This window comes from Plantibacter sp. ME-Dv--P-095, from assembly GCF_030209365.1.
GTDB lineage: Bacteria > Actinomycetota > Actinomycetes > Actinomycetales > Microbacteriaceae > Plantibacter.
Genome location: NZ_JARVSB010000002.1, coordinates 1 through 26,675, shown reverse-complemented (window position 1 = coordinate 26,675; position 26,675 = coordinate 1). Strand labels below are relative to the sequence as shown.

The 26,675-nt window shown below is 68.8% G+C and carries 31 protein-coding genes; 18 read left to right on the top strand and 13 right to left on the bottom strand.

What is annotated here, in order from left to right; genetic code table 11:
• Positions 1 to 131: 131 nt before the first annotated feature.
• The 7 genes from QRN26_RS01235 (at position 132) to QRN26_RS01205 (ending at position 6,253) form a co-directional block, all read left to right on the top strand.
• A complete protein-coding gene (locus QRN26_RS01235; RefSeq protein WP_285034969.1) occupies positions 132 to 938 on the top strand; it encodes an MBL fold metallo-hydrolase in 807 nt (268 codons plus the stop codon).
• A complete protein-coding gene (locus QRN26_RS01230; RefSeq protein WP_285034968.1) occupies positions 929 to 1,351 on the top strand; it encodes a nuclear transport factor 2 family protein in 423 nt (140 codons plus the stop codon). Before QRN26_RS01235 ends, QRN26_RS01230 begins: the two co-directional genes overlap by 10 nt.
• A gap of 142 nt (positions 1,352 to 1,493) precedes the next feature.
• A complete protein-coding gene (locus QRN26_RS01225) occupies positions 1,494 to 2,201 on the top strand; it encodes a DUF4190 domain-containing protein (RefSeq protein WP_285034967.1) in 708 nt (235 codons plus the stop codon).
• Between the two features lie 712 nt (positions 2,202 to 2,913).
• Positions 2,914 to 3,414, top strand: coding sequence for a DUF2510 domain-containing protein (locus QRN26_RS01220; protein WP_285034966.1), 501 nt, complete (start codon positions 2,914 to 2,916; stop codon positions 3,412 to 3,414).
• A 122-nt stretch (positions 3,415 to 3,536) separates the two neighbouring features.
• Positions 3,537 to 4,295 (top strand): MmpS family transport accessory protein, encoded by a 759-nt coding sequence (locus tag QRN26_RS01215; protein WP_285034965.1) that lies wholly within the window; start codon positions 3,537 to 3,539, stop codon positions 4,293 to 4,295.
• A 99-nt stretch (positions 4,296 to 4,394) separates the two neighbouring features.
• Entirely contained in the window at positions 4,395 to 5,345 is a 951-nt protein-coding gene (locus tag QRN26_RS01210) for a type IV toxin-antitoxin system AbiEi family antitoxin domain-containing protein (RefSeq protein WP_285034964.1), read from the top strand.
• Positions 5,342 to 6,253 carry a nucleotidyl transferase AbiEii/AbiGii toxin family protein gene (locus QRN26_RS01205; protein ID WP_285034963.1) on the top strand — a complete coding sequence of 304 codons (912 nt, stop codon included), beginning with the start codon at positions 5,342 to 5,344 and terminating at the stop codon, positions 6,251 to 6,253. The genes QRN26_RS01210 and QRN26_RS01205 overlap by 4 nt, the downstream gene beginning before the upstream one ends.
• Positions 6,254 to 6,259: 6 nt before the next feature.
• On the opposite strand, the gene QRN26_RS01200 is transcribed toward QRN26_RS01205, so the two are convergent.
• The 3 genes from QRN26_RS01200 to QRN26_RS01190 form a co-directional block, all read right to left on the bottom strand.
• Positions 6,260 to 6,817, bottom strand: coding sequence for an OsmC family protein (locus tag QRN26_RS01200; protein ID WP_285034962.1), 558 nt, complete (start codon positions 6,815 to 6,817; stop codon positions 6,260 to 6,262).
• A gap of 120 nt (positions 6,818 to 6,937) precedes the next feature.
• Positions 6,938 to 7,279 carry a hypothetical protein gene (locus QRN26_RS01195; protein WP_285034961.1) on the bottom strand — a complete coding sequence of 114 codons (342 nt, stop codon included), beginning with the start codon at positions 7,277 to 7,279 and terminating at the stop codon, positions 6,938 to 6,940.
• 82 nt (positions 7,280 to 7,361) lie between these two features.
• Positions 7,362 to 7,889: a cytochrome C5 gene (locus tag QRN26_RS01190; protein ID WP_285034960.1), complete on the bottom strand. Its 528-nt coding sequence runs from the start codon at positions 7,887 to 7,889 to the stop codon at positions 7,362 to 7,364.
• Positions 7,890 to 7,960: 71 nt separating this feature from the next.
• Here QRN26_RS01190 and QRN26_RS01185 point away from each other — a divergent pair, with 71 nt between their 5' ends.
• Positions 7,961 to 9,070: a DNA alkylation repair protein gene (locus QRN26_RS01185; RefSeq protein WP_285034959.1), complete on the top strand. Its 1,110-nt coding sequence runs from the start codon at positions 7,961 to 7,963 to the stop codon at positions 9,068 to 9,070.
• A 127-nt stretch (positions 9,071 to 9,197) separates the two neighbouring features.
• Here QRN26_RS01185 and QRN26_RS01180 read toward each other — a convergent pair whose 3' ends face one another.
• Positions 9,198 to 9,956: a hypothetical protein gene (locus QRN26_RS01180; RefSeq protein ID WP_285034958.1), complete on the bottom strand. Its 759-nt coding sequence runs from the start codon at positions 9,954 to 9,956 to the stop codon at positions 9,198 to 9,200.
• A 150-nt stretch (positions 9,957 to 10,106) separates the two neighbouring features.
• Here QRN26_RS01180 and QRN26_RS01175 point away from each other — a divergent pair, with 150 nt between their 5' ends.
• From QRN26_RS01175 to QRN26_RS01165, 3 genes are all read left to right on the top strand, one after another.
• Positions 10,107 to 10,946, top strand: coding sequence for a CPBP family intramembrane glutamic endopeptidase (locus QRN26_RS01175; RefSeq protein ID WP_285034957.1), 840 nt, complete (start codon positions 10,107 to 10,109; stop codon positions 10,944 to 10,946).
• A 4-nt stretch (positions 10,947 to 10,950) separates the two neighbouring features.
• Positions 10,951 to 11,538 carry a TetR/AcrR family transcriptional regulator gene (locus QRN26_RS01170; RefSeq protein ID WP_285034956.1) on the top strand — a complete coding sequence of 196 codons (588 nt, stop codon included), beginning with the start codon at positions 10,951 to 10,953 and terminating at the stop codon, positions 11,536 to 11,538.
• A 98-nt stretch (positions 11,539 to 11,636) separates the two neighbouring features.
• The gene (locus QRN26_RS01165) at positions 11,637 to 12,284 is read left to right on the top strand and encodes an NADPH-dependent F420 reductase (protein WP_285034955.1); all 648 of its coding nucleotides are present in this window, start codon (positions 11,637 to 11,639) and stop codon (positions 12,282 to 12,284) included.
• Between the two features lie 112 nt (positions 12,285 to 12,396).
• Here QRN26_RS01165 and QRN26_RS01160 read toward each other — a convergent pair whose 3' ends face one another.
• The gene (locus QRN26_RS01160) at positions 12,397 to 12,876 is read right to left on the bottom strand and encodes a GNAT family N-acetyltransferase (RefSeq protein WP_285034954.1); all 480 of its coding nucleotides are present in this window, start codon (positions 12,874 to 12,876) and stop codon (positions 12,397 to 12,399) included.
• Between the two features lie 198 nt (positions 12,877 to 13,074).
• On the bottom strand, positions 13,075 to 14,031 hold the full coding sequence (locus QRN26_RS01155) for an alpha/beta fold hydrolase (RefSeq protein ID WP_285034953.1): 957 nt from the start codon (positions 14,029 to 14,031) through the stop codon (positions 13,075 to 13,077).
• Positions 14,032 to 14,141: 110 nt separating this feature from the next.
• On the opposite strand from QRN26_RS01155, the gene QRN26_RS01150 reads away from it, so the two are divergent.
• Both QRN26_RS01150 and QRN26_RS01145 read left to right on the top strand, forming a co-directional pair.
• Positions 14,142 to 14,774, top strand: coding sequence for a hypothetical protein (locus QRN26_RS01150; protein ID WP_285034952.1), 633 nt, complete (start codon positions 14,142 to 14,144; stop codon positions 14,772 to 14,774).
• A gap of 31 nt (positions 14,775 to 14,805) precedes the next feature.
• On the top strand, positions 14,806 to 15,264 hold the full coding sequence (locus tag QRN26_RS01145; RefSeq protein ID WP_285034951.1) for a hypothetical protein: 459 nt from the start codon (positions 14,806 to 14,808) through the stop codon (positions 15,262 to 15,264).
• 79 nt (positions 15,265 to 15,343) lie between these two features.
• Here the strand turns inward: QRN26_RS01145 and QRN26_RS01140 are convergent, their stop codons facing one another.
• On the bottom strand, positions 15,344 to 15,625 hold the full coding sequence (locus QRN26_RS01140; RefSeq protein ID WP_285034950.1) for a helix-turn-helix domain-containing protein: 282 nt from the start codon (positions 15,623 to 15,625) through the stop codon (positions 15,344 to 15,346).
• Between the two features lie 111 nt (positions 15,626 to 15,736).
• Between QRN26_RS01140 and map the strand changes: the two genes are divergently transcribed.
• Positions 15,737 to 16,513, top strand: coding sequence for a type I methionyl aminopeptidase (map, locus tag QRN26_RS01135; protein WP_285034949.1), 777 nt, complete (start codon positions 15,737 to 15,739; stop codon positions 16,511 to 16,513).
• 61 nt (positions 16,514 to 16,574) lie between these two features.
• Positions 16,575 to 17,075 (top strand): hypothetical protein, encoded by a 501-nt coding sequence (locus QRN26_RS01130; protein WP_285034948.1) that lies wholly within the window; start codon positions 16,575 to 16,577, stop codon positions 17,073 to 17,075.
• A gap of 3 nt (positions 17,076 to 17,078) precedes the next feature.
• Here the strand turns inward: QRN26_RS01130 and QRN26_RS01125 are convergent, their stop codons facing one another.
• From QRN26_RS01125 to QRN26_RS01100, 6 genes are all read right to left on the bottom strand, one after another.
• Positions 17,079 to 17,831: an SDR family oxidoreductase gene (locus QRN26_RS01125; protein WP_285034947.1), complete on the bottom strand. Its 753-nt coding sequence runs from the start codon at positions 17,829 to 17,831 to the stop codon at positions 17,079 to 17,081.
• 27 nt (positions 17,832 to 17,858) lie between these two features.
• On the bottom strand, positions 17,859 to 18,428 hold the full coding sequence (locus tag QRN26_RS01120; protein WP_285034946.1) for a hypothetical protein: 570 nt from the start codon (positions 18,426 to 18,428) through the stop codon (positions 17,859 to 17,861).
• Between the two features lie 283 nt (positions 18,429 to 18,711).
• A complete protein-coding gene (locus QRN26_RS01115) occupies positions 18,712 to 19,992 on the bottom strand; it encodes a GNAT family N-acetyltransferase (RefSeq protein ID WP_285034945.1) in 1,281 nt (426 codons plus the stop codon).
• 92 nt (positions 19,993 to 20,084) lie between these two features.
• Positions 20,085 to 20,435: a cupin domain-containing protein gene (locus QRN26_RS01110; RefSeq protein WP_285034944.1), complete on the bottom strand. Its 351-nt coding sequence runs from the start codon at positions 20,433 to 20,435 to the stop codon at positions 20,085 to 20,087.
• 54 nt (positions 20,436 to 20,489) lie between these two features.
• Positions 20,490 to 20,942 carry an Lrp/AsnC family transcriptional regulator gene (locus QRN26_RS01105; RefSeq protein ID WP_285034943.1) on the bottom strand — a complete coding sequence of 151 codons (453 nt, stop codon included), beginning with the start codon at positions 20,940 to 20,942 and terminating at the stop codon, positions 20,490 to 20,492.
• Between the two features lie 193 nt (positions 20,943 to 21,135).
• A complete protein-coding gene (locus QRN26_RS01100) occupies positions 21,136 to 22,593 on the bottom strand; it encodes an aldehyde dehydrogenase family protein (RefSeq protein WP_285034942.1) in 1,458 nt (485 codons plus the stop codon).
• A gap of 242 nt (positions 22,594 to 22,835) precedes the next feature.
• On the opposite strand from QRN26_RS01100, the gene QRN26_RS01095 reads away from it, so the two are divergent.
• From QRN26_RS01095 to QRN26_RS01085, 3 genes are all read left to right on the top strand, one after another.
• Positions 22,836 to 24,305 carry an APC family permease gene (locus tag QRN26_RS01095; RefSeq protein ID WP_285034941.1) on the top strand — a complete coding sequence of 490 codons (1,470 nt, stop codon included), beginning with the start codon at positions 22,836 to 22,838 and terminating at the stop codon, positions 24,303 to 24,305.
• Between the two features lie 61 nt (positions 24,306 to 24,366).
• Entirely contained in the window at positions 24,367 to 25,800 is a 1,434-nt protein-coding gene (locus tag QRN26_RS01090) for an NAD(P)/FAD-dependent oxidoreductase (RefSeq protein ID WP_285034940.1), read from the top strand.
• A 145-nt stretch (positions 25,801 to 25,945) separates the two neighbouring features.
• Positions 25,946 to 26,675, top strand: a 730-nt coding sequence (locus QRN26_RS01085; RefSeq protein ID WP_285034939.1) for an aldehyde dehydrogenase family protein, incomplete at its 3' end; no start/stop codon positions are given.

Genomic DNA, 26,675 nt, shown 5'->3' with positions numbered 1-26,675 from the left:
ACCGGTCGGGAGATCTCCGTGCAAGGATTGGGAATAGCTGACGAGTCAGCTTTTGTTGTACCGTCATGTACGCCGCACCGCGGCATCGACTCGGGCGCACCGAGCCTCGTCCAACCGAAGGATCCACCACCATGGCGCTCAACTTCGACGTCTTCGACCTCGACTTCCCCGCAGGTTCGAAGAACAAGTCCGCCGTCCTCGTGACGGGCGAAACCGAGGCACTCCTCGTCGACGCCGGCTTCACCCGCGCCGACGGCCACCGCCTCGTCGCAGCCATCCTCGACTCCGGCAAGACGCTCACCACGGTGTTCGTCAGTCACGCCGACCCCGACTTCTCCTTCGGCCTCGAGGTCGTCGCGGACGCCTTCCCCGACGCAGCACTCGTCGCCACCCCCATCGTCATCGAGCACATCAACGCGTCGTTCGAGGGCAAGCTGACCGCCTGGGCATCCCTCGGCGCGAACCTGCCCACTCGGCTCGTCCCCCTCACCCCGCTCAGCGGCGACGTGCTTCTCGTCGATGGACAGCGCCTCGAACTCAAGGGCGCTTCAGCACCCCTCCCGGACCGCCAGTACCTCTGGAGCGCCGAGCACCGGGCCATCCTCGGTGGCGTCCTCCTCTTCCAGCAGGAGCACGTGTGGACCGCAGACACGGCGACGCCGGAACTCCGCGCAGCGTGGATCGACCTCCTCGACGAGATGCAGGCCCTCGACCCGCAGCTCGTTATCGCCGGGCACCGCCTCCCCGACACCGCGAACGACGCGACCGCCATCGACTACACGCGCTCGTACCTGCAGGCGTTCGAGACGATCGTCGCAGCGTCCGCCGATGGCGCCGCCGCGACGCAGGCGCTCGTCGAGCAGTACCCGTCCTCGGGCATGCTCATCGCCGCCCAGATCGGGCCGAAGGTCGCGAAGGGTGAGATGACATGGGGCTGAACGAGACCACCACGACCGAGCCGTCCTCGGCACCACGCGACGTCGTGCGGAGGCAGTACCTCGCCTCCGCCGCCGGTGACCTCGACGCACTGCGCGCGACCCTCGCCCCTGATGTCGAGTGGACCGAGATGGCCGGCTTCCCGCTCGCCGGCACGTACCGGACGCCGGAGGGCGTCACCAGCAACGTGATGGAACGACTCGGCGCAGACTGGGCCGACTGGACCGCGCACGACGACACCTACGTGGTCGAAGGCGAGAACGTCGTGGTGCTCGCCCGATACACGGCGAGGCACCGCGGCACGGGCAAGGAGCTGAACGCCCGGGTGGCCCACCACTTCGTCGTCCGCGGTGGGCTCATCGTGCGCTTCGAGCAGTTCGTCGACACGGCACTCGTCGACGACGCGAGCAAGTAGCGACGAGCGCTGGTCAGCGGAGGGGCGGGGCGATCATGCCTCGCCCCTTCGCCGCAGGCATGACCGCGAACCGAAGACGGCAGTGATCCACGGCGTCGACCTGGGTACGGTGGAACCAACGCCGCAGAGAGGTCCCCCGCGCATGTCGTCTTCGAACCAGCCGCCCGCCCAAAACCAGCCCTACCCGCTGCCCGTGCCAGGCCCGGCTCCCGTCAAGACCGGCAAGCGCGGCAACGGACTCGGCATCGCCGCTCTCATCGTCGGTGGGTTCGCGCTCATCGGGGCCTTCATCCCGATCCTGAACTACATCGCCGGGTTCGTGGGACTCGTCGGCCTCGTCCTCGGCATCGTCGCCCTGTGCCTGAAGAACCGGAAGAAGGGCTTCGCCGTCGCCGGCACGATCGTTTCAGCCATCGCGATCGTCCTGAGCATCATCCTCGCGATCACCTACACGGCCGGATTCGCCGGGCTCGTCAGCGACGCCGTCAAGACCGCGAAAGCAGCGTCCTCCGAGGCCGCCAACAAGGAGGTGTCCGTCGTCTACGAGGTCAACGGCACCGCGACCGACGCCTCCATCGTCTACTCCACCTACACGGCCGGTACCAACGGGACCGAGCAGGCGACGGGCCAGGCTCTTCCCTTCATCAAGGAACTCACCGTCGAGGCCGGTGGCGACACCGACTTCACCGCGTTCTCCCTCATCGCGACCAACGGCGCCGAGGACACCGGGTCCGTCAGCTGCAAGATCACCGTCGACGGCGATGTGGTCGCCGAGCAGACCTCGACGGGCGCGTACGCGTCGGTGGCGTGCTCCGCGTCTGGTGTGGATGGGCTGACGGAGAACAAGTAGGAACCACTCGCGGAGCGGCCCCACAACCGTGGCGACAGCGCACGACTCATAATCGTGAGGTCTGAGACTCATCTCTGACCGAGCGCGCGGCGCGCGACTGCCGGCTATGAATTGGGCGTGAGTCGTTGGGTGCTGCTGAGACTGACCATCGCGACCTTCTCAGTACCGCGCGATGAACTTACGCTCGCGCTTGTCCCAGTTGGCATCAGACCAGAAGAATGGAACGCCGACCGCTGCGCCAGAGTGGGATCGAGAACCGGGTAGTGGACTTGATGTGTGGTCAGCTGGCTTGGTGCACTGGACATCGCGATATCGCTTCCGAAGGTGTATGGCGTCCGCCACTGATTCACACCGAGGCACTTCTTTCATCCTTACATTCTGACGCCACCGACCGGCGTCCTGGCAACGACAACGCCTCACCATGGCTGCCCTCGAACAGCACAGCCCGTCCGGCGACGGTAGCTCGCCGATTCTCGAGCAGCGCTGGACAGTTCGCTGTTTCCCAGGGCTGATCAGGGAGCGCTACACACCCTGCCCCAGACCAGGGGATAGCCCCCTCCGCAAACTTGGTCGCGTGCCCTACATTGGGACTGTTGTCCCCCACAGCGCGGACATCAAACTGAACACACAGGGGGCCTCACGGCGTGAACCTGACTTCGCCGCCTGCCCGCTGAACCTACCCCCGGTGCATGCCCTCTCCGAAAGCACCTCGATGACGCTCGTCCCCCAGCAGCCCGGTCACATCCCCGCCGGTTGGTACCCGAACCCGCAGCGCCCCGGCCAGCAGCAGTACTGGGACGGCACCGCCTGGACGTCCGCGGTCGCGCCACTCGCCCCGACCGGGCCGATGCCGATGCTTCCCGCACCGCAACAGTACGGAGCACCCGCGGGTCCATCCGCGTACGCACCCATGCCGTACAACCACCAGCCCTACCCGGCACCGGTCCTGTACGCCCGTCCGCTCAAGGAGAGCGGAACCGGCTACCTCCTCGCGATCCTCCTCGGCGGCTTCGGCGCCCACCAGTTCTATCTGGGGAACGTCGGCGCCGGCATCGGGTTCATCGCCCTCTGGTGCGGCGGCTGGGCGTTGAGCGCGATCGGCATCGGCTTCGTCGCGATCATCGCCGCCTTCATCTGGTGGATCATCGACCTCTGCACCATGCAATCGCAGGTCGACACCGCCAACCGACGCCTCATCGCGTACCCGTACTGACCCGCGTCGGCGCCCGACTCGCGCCCACCGCGCGGACGCGACACCTCTCCGACTCCCTCCCCCCGCACCACCGACCGACGACAGCACGCCGGTCGTCCACACCGCAGAAAGGCACCACCACCATGTCCTACCCCGAGCAGCCTCCGTCGCCGCAGGAGCCCTACGGTCAGCAGCCGTACGGCCAGGCACCCCAGGGCCAGCAGCCATACGGCCAGGCACCTTACGGCCAGCCCGGTTTCGGCCAGCCGACGCCGCCGCCCGCGAAGACCGGCAACGGCCTCGGCCTCGCCGCCCTCATCATCGGCGTCGTCGCGCTCGTCGGCGCGTTCATCCCCTTCGTGAACTTCGTCTCCGGTTTCATCGCCTTCGTCGGCCTCGTGCTCGGTGTGATCGCGCTCTTCCTGAAGAACAAGTCGAAGGGCCTCGCCATCGCGGGCACGGTCCTGTCGCTCGTCGCGATGATCCTCAGCATCGTCCTCGCCATCACCTACACCGCCGGGTTCGCCGGCGCCGTGAGCGAGGGCATCAAGACTGCGCAGGCCGAGTCGTCCGCCGAAGCCGACCGCGACGTCACCGTGGTCTACGAGGTGACCGGCACCTCGACCGCCGCCTCCATCACGTACATGACGTTCACCGATGAGAACAGCGGCACCGAGCAGGCTAACGACCAGGCGCTCCCCTTCACCAAGGAGTTCACGATCAAGGCCGGTGGCACCTTCGACTACAGCTCGTTCTACGTCCTCGCCATGAACGGCGCCGATGACGCTGGTGAGATCTCCTGCAAGATCACCGTCGACGGCAAGGTGCTCGCCGAGAACACCTCCACCGGTGCGTACGCGTCGGCCTCCTGCTCCGCCTCGAGCATGGACCTCAACGAGTAGCAGGGCGCTCCACGTGGAGTTCCCGTCGATCGCACCCACGAACGGTGTGAAGCCGACTAGTAGCTTGGAAACTCACGTCTGGAGCGTTAGAATCCAAGCATGCAGTCCCGAGAGTCGCTCCGCGCCCTAGCGGAGGTGACCGAGTCCCAATGGGGCATGGTCACCTCCGCACAGGCCAGCGCGCGCGGCATCAGCCACATGAACCTCTCCCGGCTGACTGACTCCGGAAGCCTCGTCCGCCTCGCCCAAGGCGTGTACCGGGACGCCGGCGCTCCGAGCGTGGAACACGAGGAGCTCCGAGCTGCCTGGCTCGCGATCGAACCGAAGAAACTCGCGTACGAGCGACTCCAGGACCTGCCGAACACCGGAGTCGTCTCCGGGGAGTCGGCCAGCAGACTCCATGCAATCGGTGATCTGCGCGCCTCCAGAAGCGAATTCACGACGCCGACGCGCAAGCAGACGCAACGCCCGGACGTGCGGTATCGCACCCGGCCGCTTCCGGCGCAGGATGTGACAGTCCGCGACGGACTCCCCGTCACCACGCGAGAACGGACGATCGCGGACCTGGTCGAGGACCGACAGGATCTCAGCCTCGTCGCTGGCGTTCTCCGCGATGCAGCGCAGCAGTCTCGCCTGGACCTTGACCGCCTGAGCGAGCTCCTCGGCCCGCTCGCCGAGCAGAACGGCCACCCAAAGGGTGATGGCGATGCGCTCCTCGAAGACCTGCTGCAGACCGGGGGCATCGACGCCGCCTCGGTCGCGAAGCACCTCGCGGCCATTCCTGGCCTCGGGGCACTCGTCGCGGCGAACTACCTCAGCCAGCTGCCCTCGTTCGATTTCAAACGGATGTTCCCGGATATTGATGGAATCAACGCGATGCTGAGCAAAGCTGTTGCACCGCAAGTGGAACACCTGCACGCGCTGACCGCGTCTATCGCAGAACCCGCAACGGCCAGCATTCGCGCGAGCATGGCGGAAGCCCTCAAGGGATACGACTGGGCTTCCATCGCTGCGGCGACATCGAGGCCCCGCCGGAGCATCGAAGAGTGAGTGCAGAGGAACGCTACGCGTCCCCCGCAGCCGTGGAGTCCGCAATCGCCGCCGCGGCGCGCAACACGTCTCGCGCGAATCCATCGCTGACGACGAGCGAGCGTATTCGCCTCGAGTACTTCAACCGATTCCTCAGCCGGGTCTTCTCCGAAGGCCATGTGTCCGATTGGATCCTCAAGGGCGGCACTGGGATGCTCGCGCGGGTGGCATCAGCACGGGCGACCATCGACGTCGACCTGACTCGGAGCGGTCATTCCCTTGATGCTGCTCTCAGCGAGCTTCGCCGTCTCGCCGAGACCGACCTCGGAGACTTCTTCCGCTTCGACTACACCGGGTACGTGCCGTCGATCAGTGGGGACCAGCAGGCCTACGTCGACGGATACCGGGTGAGCTTCGACATCTCGATCGGGGCAAATCGCAAGGGTGAACTCCATGTGGACCTCGTATCGAACGTCGTCACCACGGACGACCCGGAGTCCGCCTCACCAGCCAATGCGCTCGATCTGCCGAAGCCGGCCAGCCACCCCTATCGGCTGTATTCGGTCGTCGATCAGATCGCGGACAAGGTGTGCGCGACGCTTTCGCTCTACAACGGCCGCCCCTCGAGCCGTGAGAAGGATCTGGTCGACCTCGTCGTACTTGCCGTGACCCAGGACATCGACGGCGCGAAGCTCACGACCGCGCTCCAGGTTGAGGCACGCATGCGATCGCTCGACCTCCCCCGCACGTTCCGCCTGCCGCCGCACTGGGGCGCCAGCTATGCAAAGCTCGCGAAGAGCGTGCCCGCCTGCGAGCGCTTCCGAACCGTCGGTGACGCACAATCGCTGGCTCGATCACTCATCGAGCCGGCACTCGATGGCAGCGCCGCGGGACGCGCCTGGAACCGCGCCACGCTGGAATGGAGCTAGGGTCCGTCACCCCTTCGAAACGCTGACCTCGACCGGCGTCGGGTTCTGGAACAGGTCGAGGACCGGGCAGTGCGCATCGACCGCGGCACGCAGCTCCTGGTAGCGGTCCTCCGTCTCAGGGCCGGCGATGGTGATGTTGAGCCGGATCGTCGAGAACCCCGCTCGCACCTCGTCGGTGATCCCGAAGAGGTTGCGCACGTCTAGGTCACCCTCGGCGTCGACACTGATGTCGTCGACCTGGATGCCCAGCGCACTCGCGTAGAGGCGGTAGACCACGATCTGGCAGGAGATCAGTGCCCCGAGCGCGAACTCCACCGGGCTCGCCGCCACGTCGTCTCCCGCCAGCGCGGCCGGCTCGTCGACGAAGAAGCGGTGATTGCCCGCCGTGATCGCACTCGCGACCGAGCCCTCACCGGTGCCCGAGACGCGGTAGGTGAGCGCTGCGCTCGACGGCGCGGAGGCGATCCGCTCGGACCATGAGGAGCCAGCAGCGGCCAGGCGTTCAGCGCGCTCGGTTGCGGAGACGGTCGGGACGGTGGCGAGGTCGTTCGTGAGGAGAGTCATGCGGACAGTGTCGGCGGTGCAGCCCGCTCGTGACCAGCGACCGGTGTCACAACTCGTCACGAACCCGGCGACGCGGTGCGCTCGACGCGGAACCGTCGCAACCGGCGCGCCGACACGTCGTCAGTACCGCCACTCTCGAGCGAGATTCGACGACAGCTCGACACCGACGACCATGATGGCGACGACACCGACTCCGAGCGCGACGAGTAGCGCGCCCCTCGCGACCGATCGCGGACGCGTCGCGCAGACACCCGCGGCGACCGCTACGGCCACAAGGAGGAGCACCGTGATGAGCAAGCCCGGCAGGTCGAGTTCCAGGAAGAGACAGTGCATCGGGTAGGACTCCTGGCAACCGCCGTCGAAGGTCGCGACGAGCAGCAGGATGAACCCGATGTACAGAGCGGTCAGGCCAAGGACCGCCAGGACGACGGGTTGTCGAACGACACGAGTCAACGTGTGCATGCCTGCCCTTCGACAAGCTCAGGGACCGGGGAGGGACGAGTAACGGACGGCCCTTCGACAGACTCAGGGACCGGTGTCCGCCTCACATCGAGAGGCGGCGGACCAGTTCCTCGACGGTGGAGAACTCGATGGTCTCGCCACCCTCTTCGTCGTCATCGTCGGCCTCGACCTCGACGGCCTCGAACGCGAGGTCGGCGTCGAGCTGAACGAGCACCGAGCTGTCGGGGAACTGCTTCGGCGCGTCGAACGACAGCAGCACGGCGTCGATGAAGACGATCACGGAGCGCAGCACGAGGTCTTCGCGCAGCTCGGCGGTCTCGACGACCTCGTCCAGCTCGTCGGACTCCTCGATCTCCGACACCACGCGGTCGAGCAGCACTTTCCACTCCGCCGTCGGCGTTGAGAGGACCCGCTGCGCCAAGTCGGCGAGCGCCGCAGGCTCCGGCTCGACTTCCTGCTCCTCGGGCTCGGGGTCGACGTTGAGCATGACCTCGGCGTCGATGGCGTCGAAGCGGGCGAGCCCGTAGACGAACGTGTCCTCCACCTCGGGCGAGGCGACGAGGCCCCGACGCGTGAGTTCTTCGGCCAGGGCAGTCAGCGATGCAGTCATGCGCGCCAGGCTATCGCGCCCGGGTGAACGGAGGTAGAACGGGTGTCACCGGCTCCTGCGATGATCGCGGTATGCCCTTCGCAGACGAGCTCCTCGGCGTTGCCGTCGCGCGCACCATGACGCGTTCGCTGCGGGAGGCCGCTCCGGACCGTCCGTTCGACGCGGTCGCCGATGCCGCCGAACGGCTCGACGGCCTCGCCCTCCGGGAGCGCGCCGACCTGCTCCGCGACGCTCTGCTCGGGGACGTCCCCGGCGACTACGCGACGCTTGCCGGTGTCGTCCGCACCGCCCAGGCCTCGGACCCCGCGTTCACCGGCTGGCTCATCTGGCCGGTGACCAGCGCGGTCGCGGTCCGTGGGGTGGAAGAAGGGACGCCCGAGGCCTTCGACGACGCCATGCGACTCCTCGCCGAACTCACCGACCGCCTCAGCGCCGAGTTCGCCATCCGCACCCTGCTCCGCCACGACCTCGACCGCGCGCTCGCCATCGTCCTCGACTGGACCACCTCCGACAACGAACACGTCCGTCGGCTCGCGAGCGAGGGCACCCGCCCCTACCTGCCGTGGGCCGTGCGCGTGCGGGAGATCGTCGCGAACCCGGGCGTCACCGTTCCGATCCTCGACGCCCTCCACCGCGACCCGAGCGAGTACGTGCGGCGCTCCGTCGCCAACCATCTCAACGACCTCAGCCGCGACGACCCTGAGCTCGTCGTCGCGACCGCGAACCGCTGGCTGGCCGACCCCGACGTCAACACTCCGACGCTCGTCCGCCACGCGCTCCGCACGCTCGTGAAGCGCGGCAACCCGGGTGCCCTCGCAGCCCTCGGCTTCGGCGCGGCGACCACCGAGGTGGAGGGATTCGGGCTCGAGAGCGCACACGTCCCGTTCGGCGGAACCGTCAGGTTCGTCGCCACCGTGCGCAACACCGGCGCCGAGACCGCCCGCCTGGCGATCGACTATGTCGTGCACCACCAGAAGGCGAACGGCTCACAGACGACGAAGACGTTCAAGCTCACGACGACCGAGCTGGCCCCCGGCGAGCACATCCTGCTCTCCCGCGAACACTCGTTCCGAGCGATCACCACCCGCCGCTACCACCCGGGAGCCCACGGCATCGCCCTGCAGGTGAACGGGATCGCGACGGAGCCGCTGACGTTCGAGCTGCTGCCGCCGGTGGGATGAGGCGGGCGTCAGGGCCGCCGCGTATTCACGCCTGTCGGAAAGCGCACTTCGACAAGCTCAGTGACCGGCGGGACCTCAGTGAGCGGAGGGCGCACTTCGACAAGCTCAGTGACCGGTGGGAGCTCGGCTACTCAGCGACCTTGTCGACGGCCGCCTGCGTGAGCTGCGCGAGCTCGTCGGGGGTCACGCTGCCGGCCAGCACGCCGACGGAGACGAGCGCTCCTTCGCCCGCGACGAGGTACATCTGGATCGACGTCGTCACGACGTAGCCGGTCGACGCGGACAGCGTGTAACCCTTCACCGCGCCGTCGACTCCGGTCACGTCGACGGGCTCCCACTCGATCAGGATCGTCTCGCCGTTGACCATCCGCTCCGTCTGCTCACCGAAGCACGCGGAGACGGCCGCGTCGGCCGTTTCAAGCAACGCCTCCGAATCGTCCGACGGGACCAGCGACTCGGAGAACACCGTCCTGGCGCGCTCGAAGGAGACCGTGGGTGGTTCCTCGGTTCCGAGGACGCTTGCCAGGTTGCCCTGGCAGACGGTCGTCTCGGCCTTGTCGGTGGAGGTCTCCGGCTCGCTCGAGTCCGTGGGCTGCAGAGCCCATCCCCCGGTGGGAAGGTCGTCGATGGTCAGCAGCTTCGACGCCACGTCGACCGTCGGGGCCTCGGACGGCTCGACGGCCGCAGAGGGGGCGGCGGCATCCGGCGCGGACTGGGCGAACGGAAGGGTCGCGCAACCCGACATCGCCACAGCCAGGAGCGCACCCGTGGTCACCGCTCCGAACCGACGAGCTCGGGACGACCTGCTCACGCCTCGGCCCGACCCGACACCACGCACGCGCGCACCGGCCGAAGCGGTGGACTGGTTCCGACGTGTGATCTGCATGGCTGCTCCTCTAGTTGACCCGACACTCGCACGGTACCGAGCGCCGATCCGCTCGGCGATGGGCAGCGCTGCCCATGCATCGGTCCGGGCGGGCCGCGCCGCAGCCGATCGCTTCAGGTAGCTCCACCTCTCGGAATACATGTGTATTCTTTGGCCATACCCCCTCGCTCCGCCTCACCCTCCGCACCGACCTCCTCGACCGAGGAGCAACGGCCCGCCGACCAGCCCACCGCGAGCTGGCACGTGCGCGCTCCGTGGTTCGCCGCCATCGCCCTCGCGCTCGTCCCCGTCGTGTTCACGGCGGGCGCATCTGCTGCGGCACAGCTGTCCGAGGCAACAGAGATCGGCGGAGCGTTCATCCTCGCCGCGGGGGCGGCCGTCTCAGCGATCCTCGGGTTCATCGTCATACGACTCTCGCGACCCACGCTCCGCGACTACGGCTTCGGGCAACCGCGGCGAGCGCGAGCCGCGCTCTGGTTCGTCCCGGCCGCCGCGACGGTCCTGATCATCCTCGGCGCCCAGGGCGTCCGGGTCGACGCACCGACCCTCGCTGCCTACGCCGTGCTCGTGGTCGCTGTCGCGCTGAACGAGGAGACCTGGTTCCGCGGCATCGTGTTCGCGATCCTCCGCGCACGAAGCACCCGCACGGCGGTCGTCGGGAGTTCCGTCCTGTTCGGCGTCCTGCACCTGGCGAACCTCGCGGGCGGCGCCGACCTCGGCTCCTCCGTCCTGCAGGTGGCGTTCGCGGCGCTCTTCGGTCTCGTCGCCGCGCAACTCCTGGTCCTCACCGGCAGCCTGTGGCCCGCGATCGCCTGGCACGCCGCCTGGAACTTCGTCACCTTCATCGGCGGCGACGCGACCGACACCCGATCGCTCGTCGGGCTCGGCGCCGCCTGCCTCGTCATGCTCGGCTATGCGGTGTTCCTCGGTCGGCGGACGCCATCAAGGCCGAGCGGGACAGCAGCGACCGGCTCCCCAGCCCTACCCTGAGAACGTGGACCTGACCGACCGCCAGACCGAACTCGCCGACGCTGCACTGCGGATCGTCGCGCGCTCGGGCCTCGGTGCGCTGTCGTTCCGCGCGGTCGCGACCGAGGACGACTGTTCGCTCGGCTCCGTCCAAAAGGCGTTCCCGAGCAAGCAGCGGATGGTGGCGGCGGCCTTCGCCCGACTCCGCGACACCTCGGCGCCCCTGCCGTCCGGCGAGCCCGGCCGCCCGAACCTGCGACGGTGGCTCGTCGACCTGTTCATCGGCGTCCTTCCCCTCGATGAACCGCGCCGGGCCGCGCACCGCCAGGGTGAGGTGTTCACGCAGGTCGCGCTGGTCGATGCGGACATCGCCGCCGCCATCGCCGAGAGCGACGCCCGACTCCGCGGCCTCATCGCGTCGCTCATCGCCCGCGGACGCGCGGAGGGCGAGATCCCGGCCTGGGTCGATCCCGACACCGCCGCCTGGGCTGTCTGGGCACTCGCCGGCGGCGTCGCCTCCCAACTCGGCTACGACCCGGAACCCGAGAGCGAGGTCCGCAGCAGACTCGATGCGGCGATCGGCGCGCTCCTGGGCGTCGCGGGCACCGACTGACAGGACCGGACCTCACGACGGATCCGCCGCGGATGAACGTCCGCTGGGAATCGGCGAGCGCAGGAATGCCCCACCCCGCCGGAACCGTTCCCCTGAACATGACAACCATCGGAATCATCGGTTCAGGAAACATCGGCTCTCAGCTCGCACGCCTCACGGTGGCGCAGGGTCACGACGTCATCGTGTCCAACTCGCGCGGACCGGAGACGCTCGCGGACCTCGTCTCGGAGCTCGGCGAACACGCCACCGCAGGCACCGCCCTCGACGCGGCCGAGCGTGGCGACATCGTCATCGTCACCATCCCGCTGCACGCGATCGACACCGTGCCCGTCGCACCGCTCGTCGGCAAGGTCGTCATCGACACCAACAACTACTACCCCGAGCGCGACGGCCACATCGCCGAGCTCGACGAGGAGACGACCACCACGGCCGAGATGCTGCAGGCGCACCTCCCCGAGTCGAAGGTCGTGAAGGCGTTCAACCACATCTACGCCGCCGACCTCACCACCAAGGGCAAGCCGTCCGGCACCCCCAACCGTCGCGCCCTCGTCATCGCCGGTGACGACGCCGACGCGAAGGCCACCGTCGCCGCGCTCATCGACTCCTTCGGCTTCGAGCCCCTCGACATCGGCGCACTCTCCGAAGGATGGCGCATCCAGCGCGACACCCCCGGCTACGGTCCGGACGTCGACGCGGACAAGCTGCGCGAACTCGTCGCCGAGGCCAAGCGCTACCGCGACATGTAAGTCACGCCGCATTCCGAATCGCCCTGACCCGCCCCGAGCTGCTGCTCGGATCGCGGATCAGGGCGATTCGTCGTTCTGCGGGATGGGTCGGTGTTCGACGCGGTTCGTGACGCTAGTGGGATCCGTCCCGCTCAGCCCGCCACTCGAGGAGCAGCGGCGCTTCCTCGAAGCCGGCACGGCGGTAGACCGAGGCGCCGTTCTCGTTCGAGCTGACGGAGACTCTGCCGATGTCACGAGCACGTGCTGCATCGAGCAGACCGTCGACGAGCCGGCCGGCGATGCCACGGCCGCGGAACTCGGGGCGGACGAACACGCTCTGCACATCGCCCGTGAGCCGGCGGAGCGCTCCGATGTTCGGGGCGCGCGAGAACACGACCAGCCAGGCCATCCCGATGACCTGATCACCGACCACGGCGACCAGACATACGCGGGAGTCGGGGTCGACGGCGATCCACGAGACGAGATCATGGGCGAACAGGGCCCGCTCCCAGTCGGCGAGCGGGGCCGAGGGAGGCGACATCGCCAGCTTGAGCTCCGCCAGCCCGGCGGCATCGGCCGGCGTCGCGACGCGGATATCGACCTCGGGTTCCATGCGACGAGTGTTGCATGGGCCGGTGTCATCGAAGGGGCGGCGGGTGGGCCGGGGGCGCCCTTCGACAGGCTCAGGGACCGGAGATGGTTGGGATTCGGGAGCGGGCACTGCTGCAGCGAGCGGGCGCCCTTCGACAGGCTCAGGGACCGGGGTGGGTCAGGGAACGAGGTCGGCCAGCGCGGGCGCCCTTCGACAAGGTCAGGGGGCGAGGAGGGCGAAGCGGTCCAGGGCCGCACGCAGCACCGCGCTCTCCTCCGCTCCGCCGTGGCCCTCGGCCTCGACGATCGTCAGCTCGCTCGCCGACCACAGTTGGTGGAGGCGCCAGGCCGTCACGGCCGGTCCGCTGATGTCACGGCGACCGTGGACCAGCGCGCCCGGGATGTCCGCGATCCGGCCCATCCGGGCGAGCACCGCCTGCTCGCCGGTGAGAAAGCCGTCGCGACTCCAGAAGTGGGTGACGAGCGTCGCGAACGCCTCCCGCGTGCGGGCATCGGCGAAGAGCTGGCCGACACGTTCCGGGCTGTCGAGCGACACGTGCGCGCTCTCCCACCGGTCCCAGGCGGCAGCGGCAGCGGTTCGCTCGGCCGCATCACCCTCGCGCAGCCGCCGCGCGTAGGCCTCGACGACGCGCTCGCCATCCCGGCGGCGACTGTCGCGCTCGAACCGCGCCCACTCCTCCGGGAACACGCGGCCGACACCCTCGGTGATCCAGTCGACCTCCTCGCGGCTCGTCGTCGTCACCGCGACGAGCCCCAGCGCGATCACGTGGTCGGGATGCTCCTGCGCATACGCCAGCGCGAGGGTCGTGCCCCAGGAGACCCCGGCGACCACCCAGCGCTCCACCCCCATCGCCACGCGAACCTGCTCGATGTCGGCGATCAACCGCTGGGTCGTGTGCTCGTCGAGCCGATCACGCGCATCGAGGATGTTCGGGACGCTCTTACCGCTCCCCCGCTGGTCGATCCCGATCAGCCGGTACCGCGACAGGTCGAAGTGCGAGCGATACCACCCGGAGCCGAGCGAACCGCCAGGACCTCCGTGCAGCCACAGCGCCGGAACGCCGTCCGGGACGCCCGACTCCTCCCAGAAGATCGACGCACCACCCTCGACCTCGACGAATCCGGTGGCGTACGGGCCAGCATGCTCATCAGTCATCCGAGCCACGCTACACAGCCCGGGTGGCGAATACCGGGACGCCCGTCGACCAGCTCGGGGACCGACGTCGCCCTGGGCACGTCGGTGCCCGATTTGTAGACTGGGCGCCCATGGGGGAGACGAACGACATGACGCCAGGGTCCAAGCAGGTGTGGATCGTCGCCGGAGCACTGATGATCGGGTCGGTCCTGCTCGGCCCGCTGCTCCAGGTGGGGTCGTACCTCGGGCCGACCGGAAGCCTGCTCTCGACCCTGCTCATCGTCGTGTCGATGATCATGTTCGCAATCGGCTCGGACCGTTCCACGAGCGTGACCGCGAGGCGACCGCTCGGCACCGCGGCGCTGATCGGCCTCGCCGTGTGGACCGCAGTCAGCACACCCGTGCTCGACGCCCTGGCCGCCCCGCCCGGCCGCGGGTCCATGCTCGGGTTCGGATACGTCGACCTGATCGTTACCTTCGTGCTGGCCGCGATCGCCACCACGCAGATCGCCCGCGCCGGGATCGTGCCCCGCCCGTGGCACCTCGCGCCACTCTGGGTGCTCGTCGCCGCGGCTGCGGTGCGGGTCGTGCAGCTGCTCGTCGTCGTGACGGCAGGGCCCGACGCGTCGCGGTTCGCGCCGTTCCTCTCGATCCTCGACGGACTCGGCGGGGTCGTCGCCCCGGTCTTCCTCGGGATCATCGCGATCGCGCTCGCGAGCCGAGACGCGGGCATTGCGGCGGCCCGCGGGGAGCAGGAGTCGTAGGCTGTCGGGAATCGACCTCGGGGGACGTCACATGCATCGACGCATTGCCGCTGGAATCGCCGCGCTGACCTTGACTGTCGGGCTCAGCGCGTGCGCCGCCTCGGGTCAGAGCTACGCGGACCTGGAACGCGACCAGACCGATCAGGACCGACTCCCGGTGAGCACGCCCGGCGGCGGAAGCGACGATCCACTCGCGATCGATGCCGATTCGACGCGGCTCGTCGCGGTGCAGGGCGACACGGAGATCTTCCTGGCGTCGGCGACCGAGCAGGGGCAGCCACGCATCTGCATCATCGTGTTCGCCGCGACACAGCCGTTCCGCGCCTGCGGCGACGGCGACCAAGTGACGATGAGCGACAGCGTCAACAGCTACACGGTGCTCTCCGATGCCGTCGTCGACACGCAGCTCGACCCCGACGAGGGGTGGACCAAGATCAGCGAGAACGTCTTCACCCGACCGGTCGAACCGACGACGAGCGACACGCAGTAGCGGGGGCGGGGCGCGGCACCTGCGGAGCGCCCTTCGACAAGCTCAGGGACCGAGGATTCGTCAGAGGACAGGCGCGAGGCTAGGAGACGAGGCGCTCGCGCAGGCGGTCGCCGGTGGGAGCTGGACTGATCGTCGCCCAGACCTCGTCGAGGGAGAGCTCGAGCACCTCGGCGATCGCGGCGATCGTGGAGAACGCCGGCGTCGCGACGCGACCGGACTCGATCTTCCGCAACGTCTCCGGGGAGAGCCCGGCGTCGAGGGCGATGTCAAGCATCGACCGCTCGCCACGGGCCTCACGCAGGAGCGCGCCGAGGCGCTGACCGCGTTCGACGTCGGTGGGGGTGAGCGGGAGGCGGACCATGCGCCCAGTGTAGTACGGGATAGTTTGACCGGTATAGTTATTGGTCGGGTGCCGTGAATGGCACGAACACCGCCGCACCGCACACGCAGCACGCCGATGGAAGGGCCCCGCATGATCGAGATCTTCACCCCCACCGAGGTCGCGAAGGCCCGTCGCACCGGCGAGCTCGTCGCGAACATCCTCCACACGCTGAAGCACCGCGTCACGGTGGGCACGAACCTCCTCGAGATCGACCGCTGGGCGAAGGCGATGATCCTCGAGGCGGGCGCCGTCTCCTGCTACGTCGACTACGCTCCCTCCTTCGGACGCGGACCGTTCGGCCATTACATCTGCACCGCCGTCAACGATGCCGTCCTCCACGGCCTCCCCCGCGACTACGCGCTCGCCGACGGCGACCTCCTCACCCTCGACCTCGCCGTCCTCCTCGACGGCATCGCCGCAGACTCCGCGATCAGCTTCGTCGTCGGCACCGCGAAGCCGGAGGACCTCGCACTCATCGAGACCACGGAGCGCGCCCTCGCCGCCGGCATCGTGGCCGCCAAGCCGGGTGCGAAGATCGGCGACATCTCCTTCGCGATCGGCACCGTGCTGAGCGGCGCCGGGTACCCGATCAACATGGACTTCGGCGGACACGGCATCGGCACGACCATGCACCAGGACCCGCACGTCTCGAACGACGGTCGCGCCGGCCGCGGCTACAAGCTGCGCCCGGGCTTGCTCCTCGCGATCGAGCCGTGGGTGATGGTCGACACCGACAAGCTCGTCACCGACGCCGACGGCTGGACGCTCCGCAGCGTCACCGGCAGCCGCACCGCCCACAGCGAGCACACCATCGCGATCACCGAGGACGGCGCCGAGATCATGACGCTGCCGACCGTCACGTTCTGAGCATCTGAAGGTCTGCCGAGCGCGCTCGACCGGCAAGGCGGACCGTGTTTAGGCTGGTGGGATGACCGACGATCGCCGCACGGTCCTCCGGGGCCGGTACCTGAGCCTGGGATTCGGGGAGCTGTTCGCCGCCATCGTGTTCATCGGCGTCGCGTTCGTCTCGGCGCTGCCGTTACTCGAACGCCCGAGCGACGCGCTCGCGTTCTGGTCGGCGCTCATCCCGCTGCTGGTGATCCTCGTGCAGGCCGGTGTCTACTGGCTCCTCGCCCGGCGGTGGGTCAAGCGAGGCACGATGCCCCGTGGGCTGGCCTCGGCCTACCGCGGGTTCCGCGTTCTCGACGCAGCCCTGATACTCGCCGGACTCGTCGGGATCATCGTCTGGTTCCCTGCTCACCCCTTCGCGGCGATCGGCATCCCGTTCATCTGGCTGCTGGGCGTCGTCGAGTACGTGAACTACTTCGTCGTCCGCCTCGCCTACCCGCCGTCCGAGTGGTTCCAGCGGATCGGCGAGGGGCGCACGCCCCGACTGATGCAGGACGTCCGGGCCGCGCGCGGGAACTGACGCTCACCGAGCCTGACGGCGCCCGTCGATCCACTGCGCGAACGTCTGCACGCCGCGCTGTGCGTCGGGGCCCGCGAGGGTGGTGCCGTCGCGCATCGCCTTGCCGAAGCCGCCCGGCAGCGGGATCTCGACGACCGGGCCGCGAACGCCCTCGGCCGCCGTGTACGCCTTGACCATCGCGGACATGCGCAGCTCTTCCGGGCCGGCGAGGTCGGCCGGACGCCCCTGAGGCTCCCCCGCCGCCAACTCCAGCAGGCGCTCGGCGACCTCGCGAGCGGCGACCGGCTGCGAGGTCATCGTCGGCACCATGGTGACCGGGCCGAACCGAAACCGCTCGACCATCTGTTGCGCGAACTCGTGGAACTGCGTCGCTCGGAGGATCGTCCACGGGATCCGCCCCGTGCTCACCAGCTCCTCCTGCACAGCCTTGCCGGCGTAGTAACCGAACGGAGCGCGATCGCTCCCGACGATCGACAGCGCCACGTGATGTGGCACACCCGCCGCACCCTCGGCATCGAGCAGGGTGCGGGTGACCCCACCGAAGAACGCGCGGGACTTCGCAGCGGACTGGGTGGCCGTCGACGTCACGTCGATGACGACGTCAGCCGCCTCCAGCTGCTGGGCGAGCCCCACGCCGGACACGAGATCGACGCCCGTCGCACGAGACAGGGTGACCACCCGATGCCCGCGCTCCTCGGCGACGGCGACGACGTGCCTCCCGACCATCCCGTTGCCCCCAGCGACGACGATCTTCATCCGACTCTCCCCTGTACTCGACGGATGTCACTCTATCGGCGGCAGGAAACAGCCGTTCTCGACCGTGATCCGCAGCACGTCCGTATCGGGTCGAAGCTCCCGCTCGAAGATGATGACGTCGTCGCGAAGCTGCGCCGGCAGCCCCAGCTCGCCATAGGAGTGCACGATCAGCTCCGACCGGAATTCGTCGGAATCAGCGGTGAGTTCGAGCGGCTGCGCGTACACGTTGATGAGGTCGACGAGCACGGCTCGACTCGTTCCGACCGGCAGCTCGAGCTCAACGGCCATGCGCGCCAGCTTCGTGGCCCGACCGGACGGCGCCAGGCTGGTGCAGGGTGCCTCCGACGCCTGCGGTGAGAACACGGACGGCTGCCCGCGCGTCGCTGTATTGACCATCTGCCCGAGGATGTCTGCAGCCTTGGCGAACACCTCGTCTCGGGTGGGAAGTTCGTCGTCGCTCTGAGGATCGCGCGGATCGACCTGCTCTCCCGGTGAAGTGAGCCTCGGCGGCGCGCTCGTCGGCAGCTGCCGGACCGTACCCACCCATCCGGCACAGGAGACGAACAGGAACACCATCACTCCGAGCTGCACCACCACGGCCACGACGATCGCGATGACCGGACGGCGCCCGAGCCGGGCCCGTCCGCCCGCTATCGGCGGTCCGCCCGGGCCGTCGTTCGTCGTCTCATCGGGGGTCATGTCCACGCGTCGCTCCTGTCGCCGGCTACGCACCTCGACGAAGCCCGTCGTGATGCTGCAGGCGACGGTAGTGACGGTGGCCGATCCGGCCTGCCGACACCCGTCGGTCACACCATCGAGCCGGACCTCAGACAGCCTGTGGAGCAGGCTCGAGGTCGACGGACCAGAGCGCCCGAAACTCCTAGAAGTGCGTCCGCAGGAAGGGCGCGTGCTCGGTCACGAAGGCGAGATCCAGCGCGCGCACGGCGTCCGCCGAGCCGGTGATGAGCCCCGCTTCGGCGAGCGCCGACACCCGTGGCCCGCCGAGGAGGACGGCCGAGAGCTCGTTGATCGTGAGGCGCACGGCGTCGGTGTCGGTGTCGGTGGCGGCGTCCGGTTCCGGCACGTCGCCGAGGCGCTCGGCGACCGCAGCCCCGCGCTCGTCGATGCGGAGCACGAAGCGGCCCTCCGCGAAGCCGAGCGCGTCGACGACGTCGAGCACGTGCTCGCGCGGCGTCGACGGTCCCGGCACGGTGAAGCGCCGAGCGCCGAGGACGGTCGGCACGTCGACGATGCGGAGCCAGAGGGAGTCGGCTCGCGCGCTGGTCTTGACGGCGCGGCGATCGACCAGCCGCCACGGGATGGCCTCGTCGGCCGGCGCCTGGTGGAAGGTGACCTTCGTCGTGAGACTGATCCCCGTGAGGTGTCGCCACAGCGCGTACCGGGCCTCGGGCGTGGTGGTGACGAGGTCGTCGACGACGATCGTCCCCCACTCCTCACCCACGCGGTACAGCGCGTAGCCCTGCGGCTCACCGTCGGCATCGTCGTAGCGGAGCGCGAGCGTGTCGCCCTCACCGTGGCTGAAGTGCCGGATGGTCACCTCGCGCAGGGCCTGCTTCCACCAGGCGACCCCGCGGTCGATGTCGCCCGCGCCACGCGAGCGCTCGAACAGCTCGGGGGCGACGATCGCGAGCGAGCGCGGATCGAGCGTGTGGACCCGGCCGGCGGGCGGTGCACCCCGCCAGGCGACGCGCTTCGGGTCGACCTCGTGCGTGTACTCCCACGTCGACGGGGCGAAGCCGTACCGGCCGTAGATGGTGGCCTCGCTCGCGGTGAGCGCGACGACCGCGGCGCCCGTCGCCTGCGCGTGGTGGAGGCGGTTCTCCATAAGCGACCGGGCGATCCCGCGACGCTCGTGGGAGGTGGAGACGGTGACCTCGGTGATCGCCAGCGCACGGACGGTGCCGCCCGGGATGGAGAACGCAGTCGGGAAGGACCCGAGCGTGGCGACGGGGACGAGTGGTTCGGCCGCGGTGTCGTCGTAGACGCCGAGGATGGAGCTGCCGACGAGGAGCTGCCGACGCTCGGCGCGCACCGCGACATCGGTTTCAGGCTTCGAGAGGAAGCCACGGGAGGCCGCGCCCCACCAGAGGTCGAGGGCAGCGTGGTCCGTGTGGTCGAGCTCGACGGTGCGCAGGTTCATGCGACCAGCCTATGGGGAGGGTTGCGCCCTTCGACAAGCTCAGGGACCAGAGGTGCAGGGAGGCAGCTCAGGGACCGGACGCGCCGGCCGGCTCAGGCGACGTAGACCTTGCGGAGCGTCTCGCGGACCGTCCAGGTGGTGCGGGCGCCGGCGGCGAGTCGGCCGATGGAACCGGCGCGAAGCTCGAGCGACGGGGTGCCGTCCGCGAAGTCGACGGTCGCCTCACCGGAGAGCACCACGAACACCTCGTCGACCTCCGTGTCCTGCACGACGCCGACGCCGAGCTCCCAGACGCCCACTTCGGCGTCACCGACGGCCGCGAGCGACACGATCCCGCTCCGTGGCGAACCCGAGACGACATCCTCCGGCGCGAGCGCGTTGTCGGCGAGCACCACGTCGGCGCCCTGGAGCACGGTGTTGATGGCGAGGAGGTCGTCGGTCATGAGGGGCCTTTCGGGGCGGGACAGAAACAGCGGAATCGGGAGCAGCTCGTCGGCCTATCCGACGCCCCAACCGTAGGCGAGCTTGTGGGCTTCGAGCACGAAGAAGGTCTCGGTGGCGCGGACGCCGGGCGTCGGCTGCAGGGTGTCGAGGAGGAACGTCTTGTAGTGGTCCATGTCGCGGCACACCGCCTCGACCATCACGTCGAAGCCGCCGCTCGTGAGCACCACGTAACTCGTCTCCGCATGCTTCGACAGTTCCTGGCACACGCCACGCGCCATGCCGGGCTCGCAGCGGATGCCGATGAGCGCGAGGTGGTCGAAGCCGATCGACAGCGGGTTCGCGATACCGACGATCTGCAGGATGCCCGTGTCCTCGAGCCGCTGGATCCGGTAGCGGACGGAGGAGGCCGGCAACCCGGTCTCGGTGGCGATCTCGGAGAACGCCTTCCGTCCGTCCTGCTGCAGGATCGCAATCAGCCGACGGTCGATGTCGTCAAGGTCGTTCATGGGGCTCCTCCGGCAGCTGGCGGACGGTCATCGGTCAAGCGTAGCGAGGGGAACCTGACGGCCCGGGTGCGGTGTCCACCACACCCGGGCCGCGAGCCCCGGCCGACCGACCGACCCGAACGCGGGCGGTCGACCGGGGCGACGCCGACCCGACCGGCCGAGGGAGGCCGGGCGGATCGGCGGAGCTTGGCGGTCAGCGGATGTGGATCGCGCCCGTGCGGAGGTCGGTCATGTCGTGCAGCGTGTACATGCCGCCGATACGACCCCAACCGGTGCCCTTGCCGCCCGCACCACCGAACGGCATGTTGATGTCCCACCAGCCGTTGGAGTCGTTGACGATCACCTGGCCGGTCTCGAGCTCCTCCATGAACCGGTACGCCTTCGAGAGGCTGTCGGTGAACACCGCGGACTGCAGGCCGAGCGCGTCGGCGTTGGCGATGCGCAGGATGTCGTCGTCGTCCTTCGCCGTGAGGATCGGGAGGACCGGGCCGAACGACTCCTCGCGCGAGAGCAGGCTGTCCTCGGAGACGCCGTCGACGATGGTGAAGTCGTAGTAGAGGTCCGTGGGATGACCGGCCGCACGACCGCCGCCGAGCAGGATGTCGAAGCCGAGCGAGCGCGCCTCGTCGAGGTGGCGGTCCATCTTCGCGGCGACGCCCTCGTTGTTGAGCGGGCCGAGGTTGATCCCCTCGTCGAACGGGTTGCCGAGTCGGACGTTCGCGGTGGCGTAGGCGAGGGCCGCCTCGACGAACACGTCGTGGACGTTCTGGTGCACGATGAGCCGCTCGGTGGCGCAGCAGACCTGCCCGCCGCTGTAGAAGGCGGAGTCGACGGCGGCCTTGGCGGCGCGCTCGATGTTCGCGTCCTCGAGGACGACGATCGGCCCGTTGCCCGAACACTCCATGAGCGAACGCTTGAGGCCGGCGGTGCGGACGATCTTCGCGCCGGTCGCCGACGAGCCGATGAAGCCGATGGCGTCGATGCCGTCGTGGGAGACGAGCTCGGAGCCGAAGGCGCCGTCACCGGGGAGGACGCTCACGAGCCCGGCTGGCACACCGGCCTCCACGAGGCAGTCCATCGCGGCGAGCACGGCGAGTGGCGTGTTGCTCGGCGGCTTGACGATGCAGGCGTTGCCGGTGACGAGGCCCGGGGCGACGAACTCGCTGAACATGAGGAGCGGGAAGTTCCAGGGGGTGATGATGCCCCAGACGCCGACCGGTGCGCGCCAGGTGAACATGCGCTTGTCGATGTCGCTCGACGGCAGGGTCTCGCCATAGAGGCGGAGGGCGTCCTCCGCGTGGAGGTGGAAGAGCTGTGCAGCCTCGGCGATGTCGGCGATGGACTCGGCGAGCGGCTTGCCCTGCTCGAGGGTCTGCAGGCGGGCGAGCTCCTCGACGCGGGCGTTGATCGCGTCGCCGACCCTGTGGCAGATCTCGGCACGCTTGAACACGCCGAGCTTCCGCCACTCCCGCTGCGCCTCGTGCGCCCGGCGCACCGCCTCGTCCAGTTCGGCCGTGCCGGCGACGGGGATCGACGCGACGACGTCACCGGTGACGGGGCTGATCACCTCCGTGCGCTCCGAGCTGGTTCCGTCGGTGAACTCGCCGGCGATGAAGAGCTGGGTGCGAGTGGGTGTCGGCAACGTGGTCATTCCGGACCTCCTGGTGTCGTGGCTGGCCGACGACGCCGAACAGCGTCGTGCGGATGTCGTCGGGAGAATGTGGGATCAGCCTAGGACCTTGCGATTCCTCGAACAAGCAGTATTGTTTCGTCAAAGTTACGATTACAACAACTGAAACCACCCGATCTTGTCGTAGCGACAATCTTTCGGCACATTGAGTGCATCAGCAGCGAGACAGCGACGTCTCGTCCCCCACGAATCGAGAAGAGCCCATGTCCACCGAACACGTCACCAGCACCGACGAGACCACGCACCTGCCGAAACGGATGCGCTGGTTCGACGGCTTCGCCATGGCGATGACCATGCCCGCCGCCCTCATCGCGACCCTCGGCGCCTCCATCACGGGCCTCGGCGGCTGGGGGGCCGCCGTGCTGTGGGCGATCTCCATGATCCTCGCGATGGGCGTCAACTGGATCTACACCGAGCTCGCGACCATGTTCCCGAACTCCTCCGGCGGCATCGCGCACTACGCGGCCGAAGCCTGGAAGTCGCGCGCACCCTGGGTCGCACCGATCACCGGCGTCGGCTACTGGCTGCCCTGGGGCACCAACCTCGCCACCTACGGTGCCGTCACCGGCGCGCTCATCCAGGCGCAGTGGTTCCCGAACGAGGACTGGGTGATCCAGCTCGGCCCGATCTCGATCACCTTCCCGATCCTCATCGGGCTCGGCGTCATCGGCGTCATGTACCTCATCAACGTCATCGGCGTCCGCGTCACCATGGCGTTCGTCTACATCACGGCCGGCATCCTGCTCATCCCGCTGTTCGTGTTCATCGTGTTCCCGCTGTTCAGCGCCGACTGGGCACCGCTCGACCTCACCTGGAAGCTCGAGGGCATCGAGGGCCTCCACACCGCGATCGTCTGGCTGTACATCATGGCCTGGACCACCTTCGGCATCGAGGTCTGCGCGACATTCGCCCCGGAGTACCGCGACTCGGTGAAGGACACGACGAAGGCGATCAAGGCGTCCGTCCTCTTCTGCCTCGGTGTCTTCTTCGTCATCCCGCTGACCCTCGGCGGCTACGCAGGTGAAGCGGCGATCGCCGAGAACCCGGCCACCTTCTTCGTCGCGAGCTTCGCCTCCCTCGTCGGTGGTGCCGCGGACGTCATGGTGCTCTGCCTCATCGCCTCACTGCTGCTCATCATGACCACCTCGGTGGCCGACGCCTCCCGCGTGCTGTTCAACATGGGCAAGGAGCGGGTCACCGTCCCGTCGCTCGGTGTACTCAACCGCCGCGGGGTGCCGTTCCGCTCGCTCAACGTGATGCTCGTCATGAACGTCGTCATCCTGGTCGTGCTGCAGAACCCGCTGGCGATCATCGTGACCGGCAACCTCGGCTACATCCTCACGCACTTCTTCGCCGTCTCCGGCTTCTTCCTGCTGCGGAAGGACCGCCCGGACGCCGTCCGCCCCATCCGTCTGCCGCGCTTCTTCGTGCCGCTGTCGGTCGTGCTCTCGGTGCTCCTCGCGATCATCCTCATCGTCGGCGCGACCGGCTTCTCCACCACCGGCTACGGCGGCTTCCTCGAGCTCGGCATCGCGCTCGGCCTCCTCGCCCTCGGCGTCGTCATCTGGCTGTTCGTCCAGCGGAGCACCAAGCGTGACGCGGCAGCCGCGGCGAACGGATCCGGGGGCCCGAAGGCCACGGTCGAACGCACCGACCCCGCACGCACCGAGTAGCGCACCACCAATCCCGCAGCACCACGCACCGAGCACCGAGCACCACAAGGGACACCACACCATGAGAACCACCTACGAACTGGCCGAAGAGCTCGCCGACACCGCACGCCTGCGGGAACAGCTGGCAGCGGCCGACCCGGAGCCGTACTGGCTCGATGACCCGAGCCGGCCGGCACCGCTCCCTCGGCTGGAAGCGGACATCGAGACGGACCTGGCGATCGTCGGTGGCGGGTACTCGGGGCTGTGGACGGCCCTCCTCGCGAAGGAGCGCGACCCGGACCGCCGGGTCGTGCTCCTCGAGGGGCGGCGGATCGCGTGGGCGGCGTCCGGTCGCAACGGCGGGTTCTGCGAGCCGAGCCTCACCCACGGGTCCTCGAACGGCAAGAGCCGCCTCCCGCACGAGTTCGACCGCCTGGAGGAGCTGGGGCGCGAGAACCTGCGCGAGATCGGCGAGACCATCGCGCGGTACGGCATGGACTGCGACTGGGAGGAGACGGGGCTGCTGCAGGCGGCGACCGCACCGCACCACGTCGAGTGGCTCCGCGAGAGCGCCGAGGAGCACGGCGCCCGCTTCCTCGACCGCGAGGCGATGCAGGCGGAGGTCCACTCGCCGATCTTCCAGGCAGGCCTGTTCGAGCCGACGGGCGCCGCGCTCGTCAACCCGGCGAAGCTGGCCTGGGAGCTGCGGCGGGTCTGCCTCGACCTCGGGGTGGAGATCCACGAGTACACGCACGTCCGCTCCATCGCCTCCGATGCGACGTCCGTCACCCTCACGACCACGCACGGTTCGGTCGTCGCGAAGCGCGTCGCCCTCGGGACCAACGTGTTCAAGGCACTCATCCCGAAAGCGCGGAAGTACACGGTGCCCGTCTACGACTACGCACTCATGACGAACCCGCTCTCACCCGAGCAGCTCGACGCCCTGGGCTGGACGGGCCGGCAGGGCATCTCCGACCTCGACAACCGCTTCCACTACTCGCGCCTCACGACCGACGCGAACGGGTCGACCCGGATCCTCTACGGCGGCTACGACGCGGTGTACAACTACGGCGGCCGCGTCGAACCGCGGTTCGACCAGCGCGAGGAGTCCTTCCTCAAGCTCGCCGCGCACTTCGCGCACACCTACCCGCAGCTCGCCGACCTCGGGTTCTCCCACAAATGGGGCGGCGCGATCGACACCTGCGGACGGTTCTTCTCCTTCTTCGAGACCGCACACGGCGGCAAGGTGGCGCACGCCGCGGGCTTCACCGGCCTCGGCGTCGGCGCGACCCGGTACGGCGCCAACGTCATGCTCGACCTCCTCAACGGCACCCCCACCGAGCGCACGACCATGGACTTCGTCACGAAGAAGCCGACGCCGTTCCCGCCCGACCCGCTCGCGTTCATCGGCGCCCGCATCTCCCTGTCGGAGATGGCCCGCGCCGACCGGAACCGCGGCAAGCGCGGCCTGTGGCTGCGCACGATGGACGCTGTGGGTCTGGGCTTCGACTCCTGAAGCGGCTTCCACTCCTGACAGGCGGGGCCCGGTTCGATACGGTGCAGGTGGTGCTCCGCACTCGCGTCCGACCCGCCCCGACGGCGTCGACCCGAGCCGGGCACCGCGCCAGCACCAGCAGCACCTCAGACAAAGGAGCACACCAGTGAGCGACTACGCCGTCGTCAACCCCGCGACCGGAGAGACCCTCCGCGACTACCCGACGATCACGGACGAGGAGCTGCAGCAGGCGATCACCGCCGCGTCCGCCGCCCACGAGGAGTGGTCACGCAAGGCTCCCGTCGCCGACCGTGCAGCACTCATCGCCCGCGTCGCCGCCCTCCACACCGAGCGCCGCGAACAGCTCGCCGAGATCGCCGTGCGCGAGATGGGCAAGACCTACGAGCAGGCGCTCGGCGAGGTCGACTTCGCCGCCGCGATCTACCAGTACTACGCCGACAACGGTGAAGCCTTCTCCGCCGACGAGCCCATCGAACTGTCCGACGGCACCGGTTCGGCGTTCATCCGCCGCGCCCCGCTCGGAGTACTGCTGGGCATCATGCCGTGGAACTTCCCCTACTACCAGGTGGCCCGGTTCGTCGGCCCGAACGTCGTCAACGGCAACACGATCCTCCTCAAGCACGCCCCGCAGTGCCCCGAATCGGCGCTCGCGATCGCGCAGATCTTCGACGACGCCGAAGCCGAACTCGGCGCCCACGACTCCGTGTACGTGAACATCTTCGCGACCAACGAGCAGATCGCGACGGTCATCGCCGACCCACGCGTGCAGGGCGTCTCCGTCACCGGTTCCGAGCGTGCCGGTTCCGCCGTCGCCGAGCTCGCCGGCAAGCACCTCAAGAAGGTCGTGCTGGAACTCGGCGGGTCCGACCCGTTCA

What these genes read in the sequence shown, in the direction of transcription:
- QRN26_RS01125 (WP_285034947.1), bottom strand. Translation starts at nt 17,831, where the DNA reads ATGAAGATCGTCGTCGCTGGGGGCAACGGGATGGTCGGGAGGCACGTC.
- QRN26_RS01190 (WP_285034960.1), bottom strand. Translation starts at nt 7,889, where the DNA reads ATGACTGCATCGCTGACTGCCCTGGCCGAAGAACTCACGCGTCGGGGC.
- QRN26_RS01225 (WP_285034967.1), top strand. Translation starts at nt 1,494, where the DNA reads ATGTCGTCTTCGAACCAGCCGCCCGCCCAAAACCAGCCCTACCCGCTG.
- QRN26_RS01160 (WP_285034954.1), bottom strand. Translation starts at nt 12,876, where the DNA reads ATGGAACCCGAGGTCGATATCCGCGTCGCGACGCCGGCCGATGCCGCC.
- QRN26_RS01180 (WP_285034958.1), bottom strand. Translation starts at nt 9,956, where the DNA reads ATGCAGATCACACGTCGGAACCAGTCCACCGCTTCGGCCGGTGCGCGC.
- QRN26_RS01195 (WP_285034961.1), bottom strand. Translation starts at nt 7,279, where the DNA reads ATGCACACGTTGACTCGTGTCGTTCGACAACCCGTCGTCCTGGCGGTC.
- QRN26_RS01220 (WP_285034966.1), top strand. Translation starts at nt 2,914, where the DNA reads ATGACGCTCGTCCCCCAGCAGCCCGGTCACATCCCCGCCGGTTGGTAC.
- QRN26_RS01200 (WP_285034962.1), bottom strand. Translation starts at nt 6,817, where the DNA reads ATGACTCTCCTCACGAACGACCTCGCCACCGTCCCGACCGTCTCCGCA.
- QRN26_RS01100 (WP_285034942.1), bottom strand. Translation starts at nt 22,593, where the DNA reads ATGACCACGTTGCCGACACCCACTCGCACCCAGCTCTTCATCGCCGGC.
- QRN26_RS01155 (WP_285034953.1), bottom strand. Translation starts at nt 14,031, where the DNA reads ATGACTGATGAGCATGCTGGCCCGTACGCCACCGGATTCGTCGAGGTC.
- QRN26_RS01145 (WP_285034951.1), top strand. Translation starts at nt 14,806, where the DNA reads ATGCATCGACGCATTGCCGCTGGAATCGCCGCGCTGACCTTGACTGTC.
- QRN26_RS01115 (WP_285034945.1), bottom strand. Translation starts at nt 19,992, where the DNA reads ATGAACCTGCGCACCGTCGAGCTCGACCACACGGACCACGCTGCCCTC.
- QRN26_RS01090 (WP_285034940.1), top strand. Translation starts at nt 24,367, where the DNA reads ATGAGAACCACCTACGAACTGGCCGAAGAGCTCGCCGACACCGCACGC.
- QRN26_RS01235 (WP_285034969.1), top strand. Translation starts at nt 132, where the DNA reads ATGGCGCTCAACTTCGACGTCTTCGACCTCGACTTCCCCGCAGGTTCG.
- QRN26_RS01095 (WP_285034941.1), top strand. Translation starts at nt 22,836, where the DNA reads ATGTCCACCGAACACGTCACCAGCACCGACGAGACCACGCACCTGCCG.
- QRN26_RS01210 (WP_285034964.1), top strand. Translation starts at nt 4,395, where the DNA reads ATGCAGTCCCGAGAGTCGCTCCGCGCCCTAGCGGAGGTGACCGAGTCC.
- QRN26_RS01185 (WP_285034959.1), top strand. Translation starts at nt 7,961, where the DNA reads ATGCCCTTCGCAGACGAGCTCCTCGGCGTTGCCGTCGCGCGCACCATG.
- QRN26_RS01130 (WP_285034948.1), top strand. Translation starts at nt 16,575, where the DNA reads ATGACCGACGATCGCCGCACGGTCCTCCGGGGCCGGTACCTGAGCCTG.
- map (WP_285034949.1), top strand. Translation starts at nt 15,737, where the DNA reads ATGATCGAGATCTTCACCCCCACCGAGGTCGCGAAGGCCCGTCGCACC.
- QRN26_RS01110 (WP_285034944.1), bottom strand. Translation starts at nt 20,435, where the DNA reads ATGACCGACGACCTCCTCGCCATCAACACCGTGCTCCAGGGCGCCGAC.
- QRN26_RS01150 (WP_285034952.1), top strand. Translation starts at nt 14,142, where the DNA reads ATGGGGGAGACGAACGACATGACGCCAGGGTCCAAGCAGGTGTGGATC.
- QRN26_RS01105 (WP_285034943.1), bottom strand. Translation starts at nt 20,942, where the DNA reads ATGAACGACCTTGACGACATCGACCGTCGGCTGATTGCGATCCTGCAG.
- QRN26_RS01215 (WP_285034965.1), top strand. Translation starts at nt 3,537, where the DNA reads ATGTCCTACCCCGAGCAGCCTCCGTCGCCGCAGGAGCCCTACGGTCAG.
- QRN26_RS01230 (WP_285034968.1), top strand. Translation starts at nt 929, where the DNA reads ATGGGGCTGAACGAGACCACCACGACCGAGCCGTCCTCGGCACCACGC.
- QRN26_RS01140 (WP_285034950.1), bottom strand. Translation starts at nt 15,625, where the DNA reads ATGGTCCGCCTCCCGCTCACCCCCACCGACGTCGAACGCGGTCAGCGC.
- QRN26_RS01165 (WP_285034955.1), top strand. Translation starts at nt 11,637, where the DNA reads ATGACAACCATCGGAATCATCGGTTCAGGAAACATCGGCTCTCAGCTC.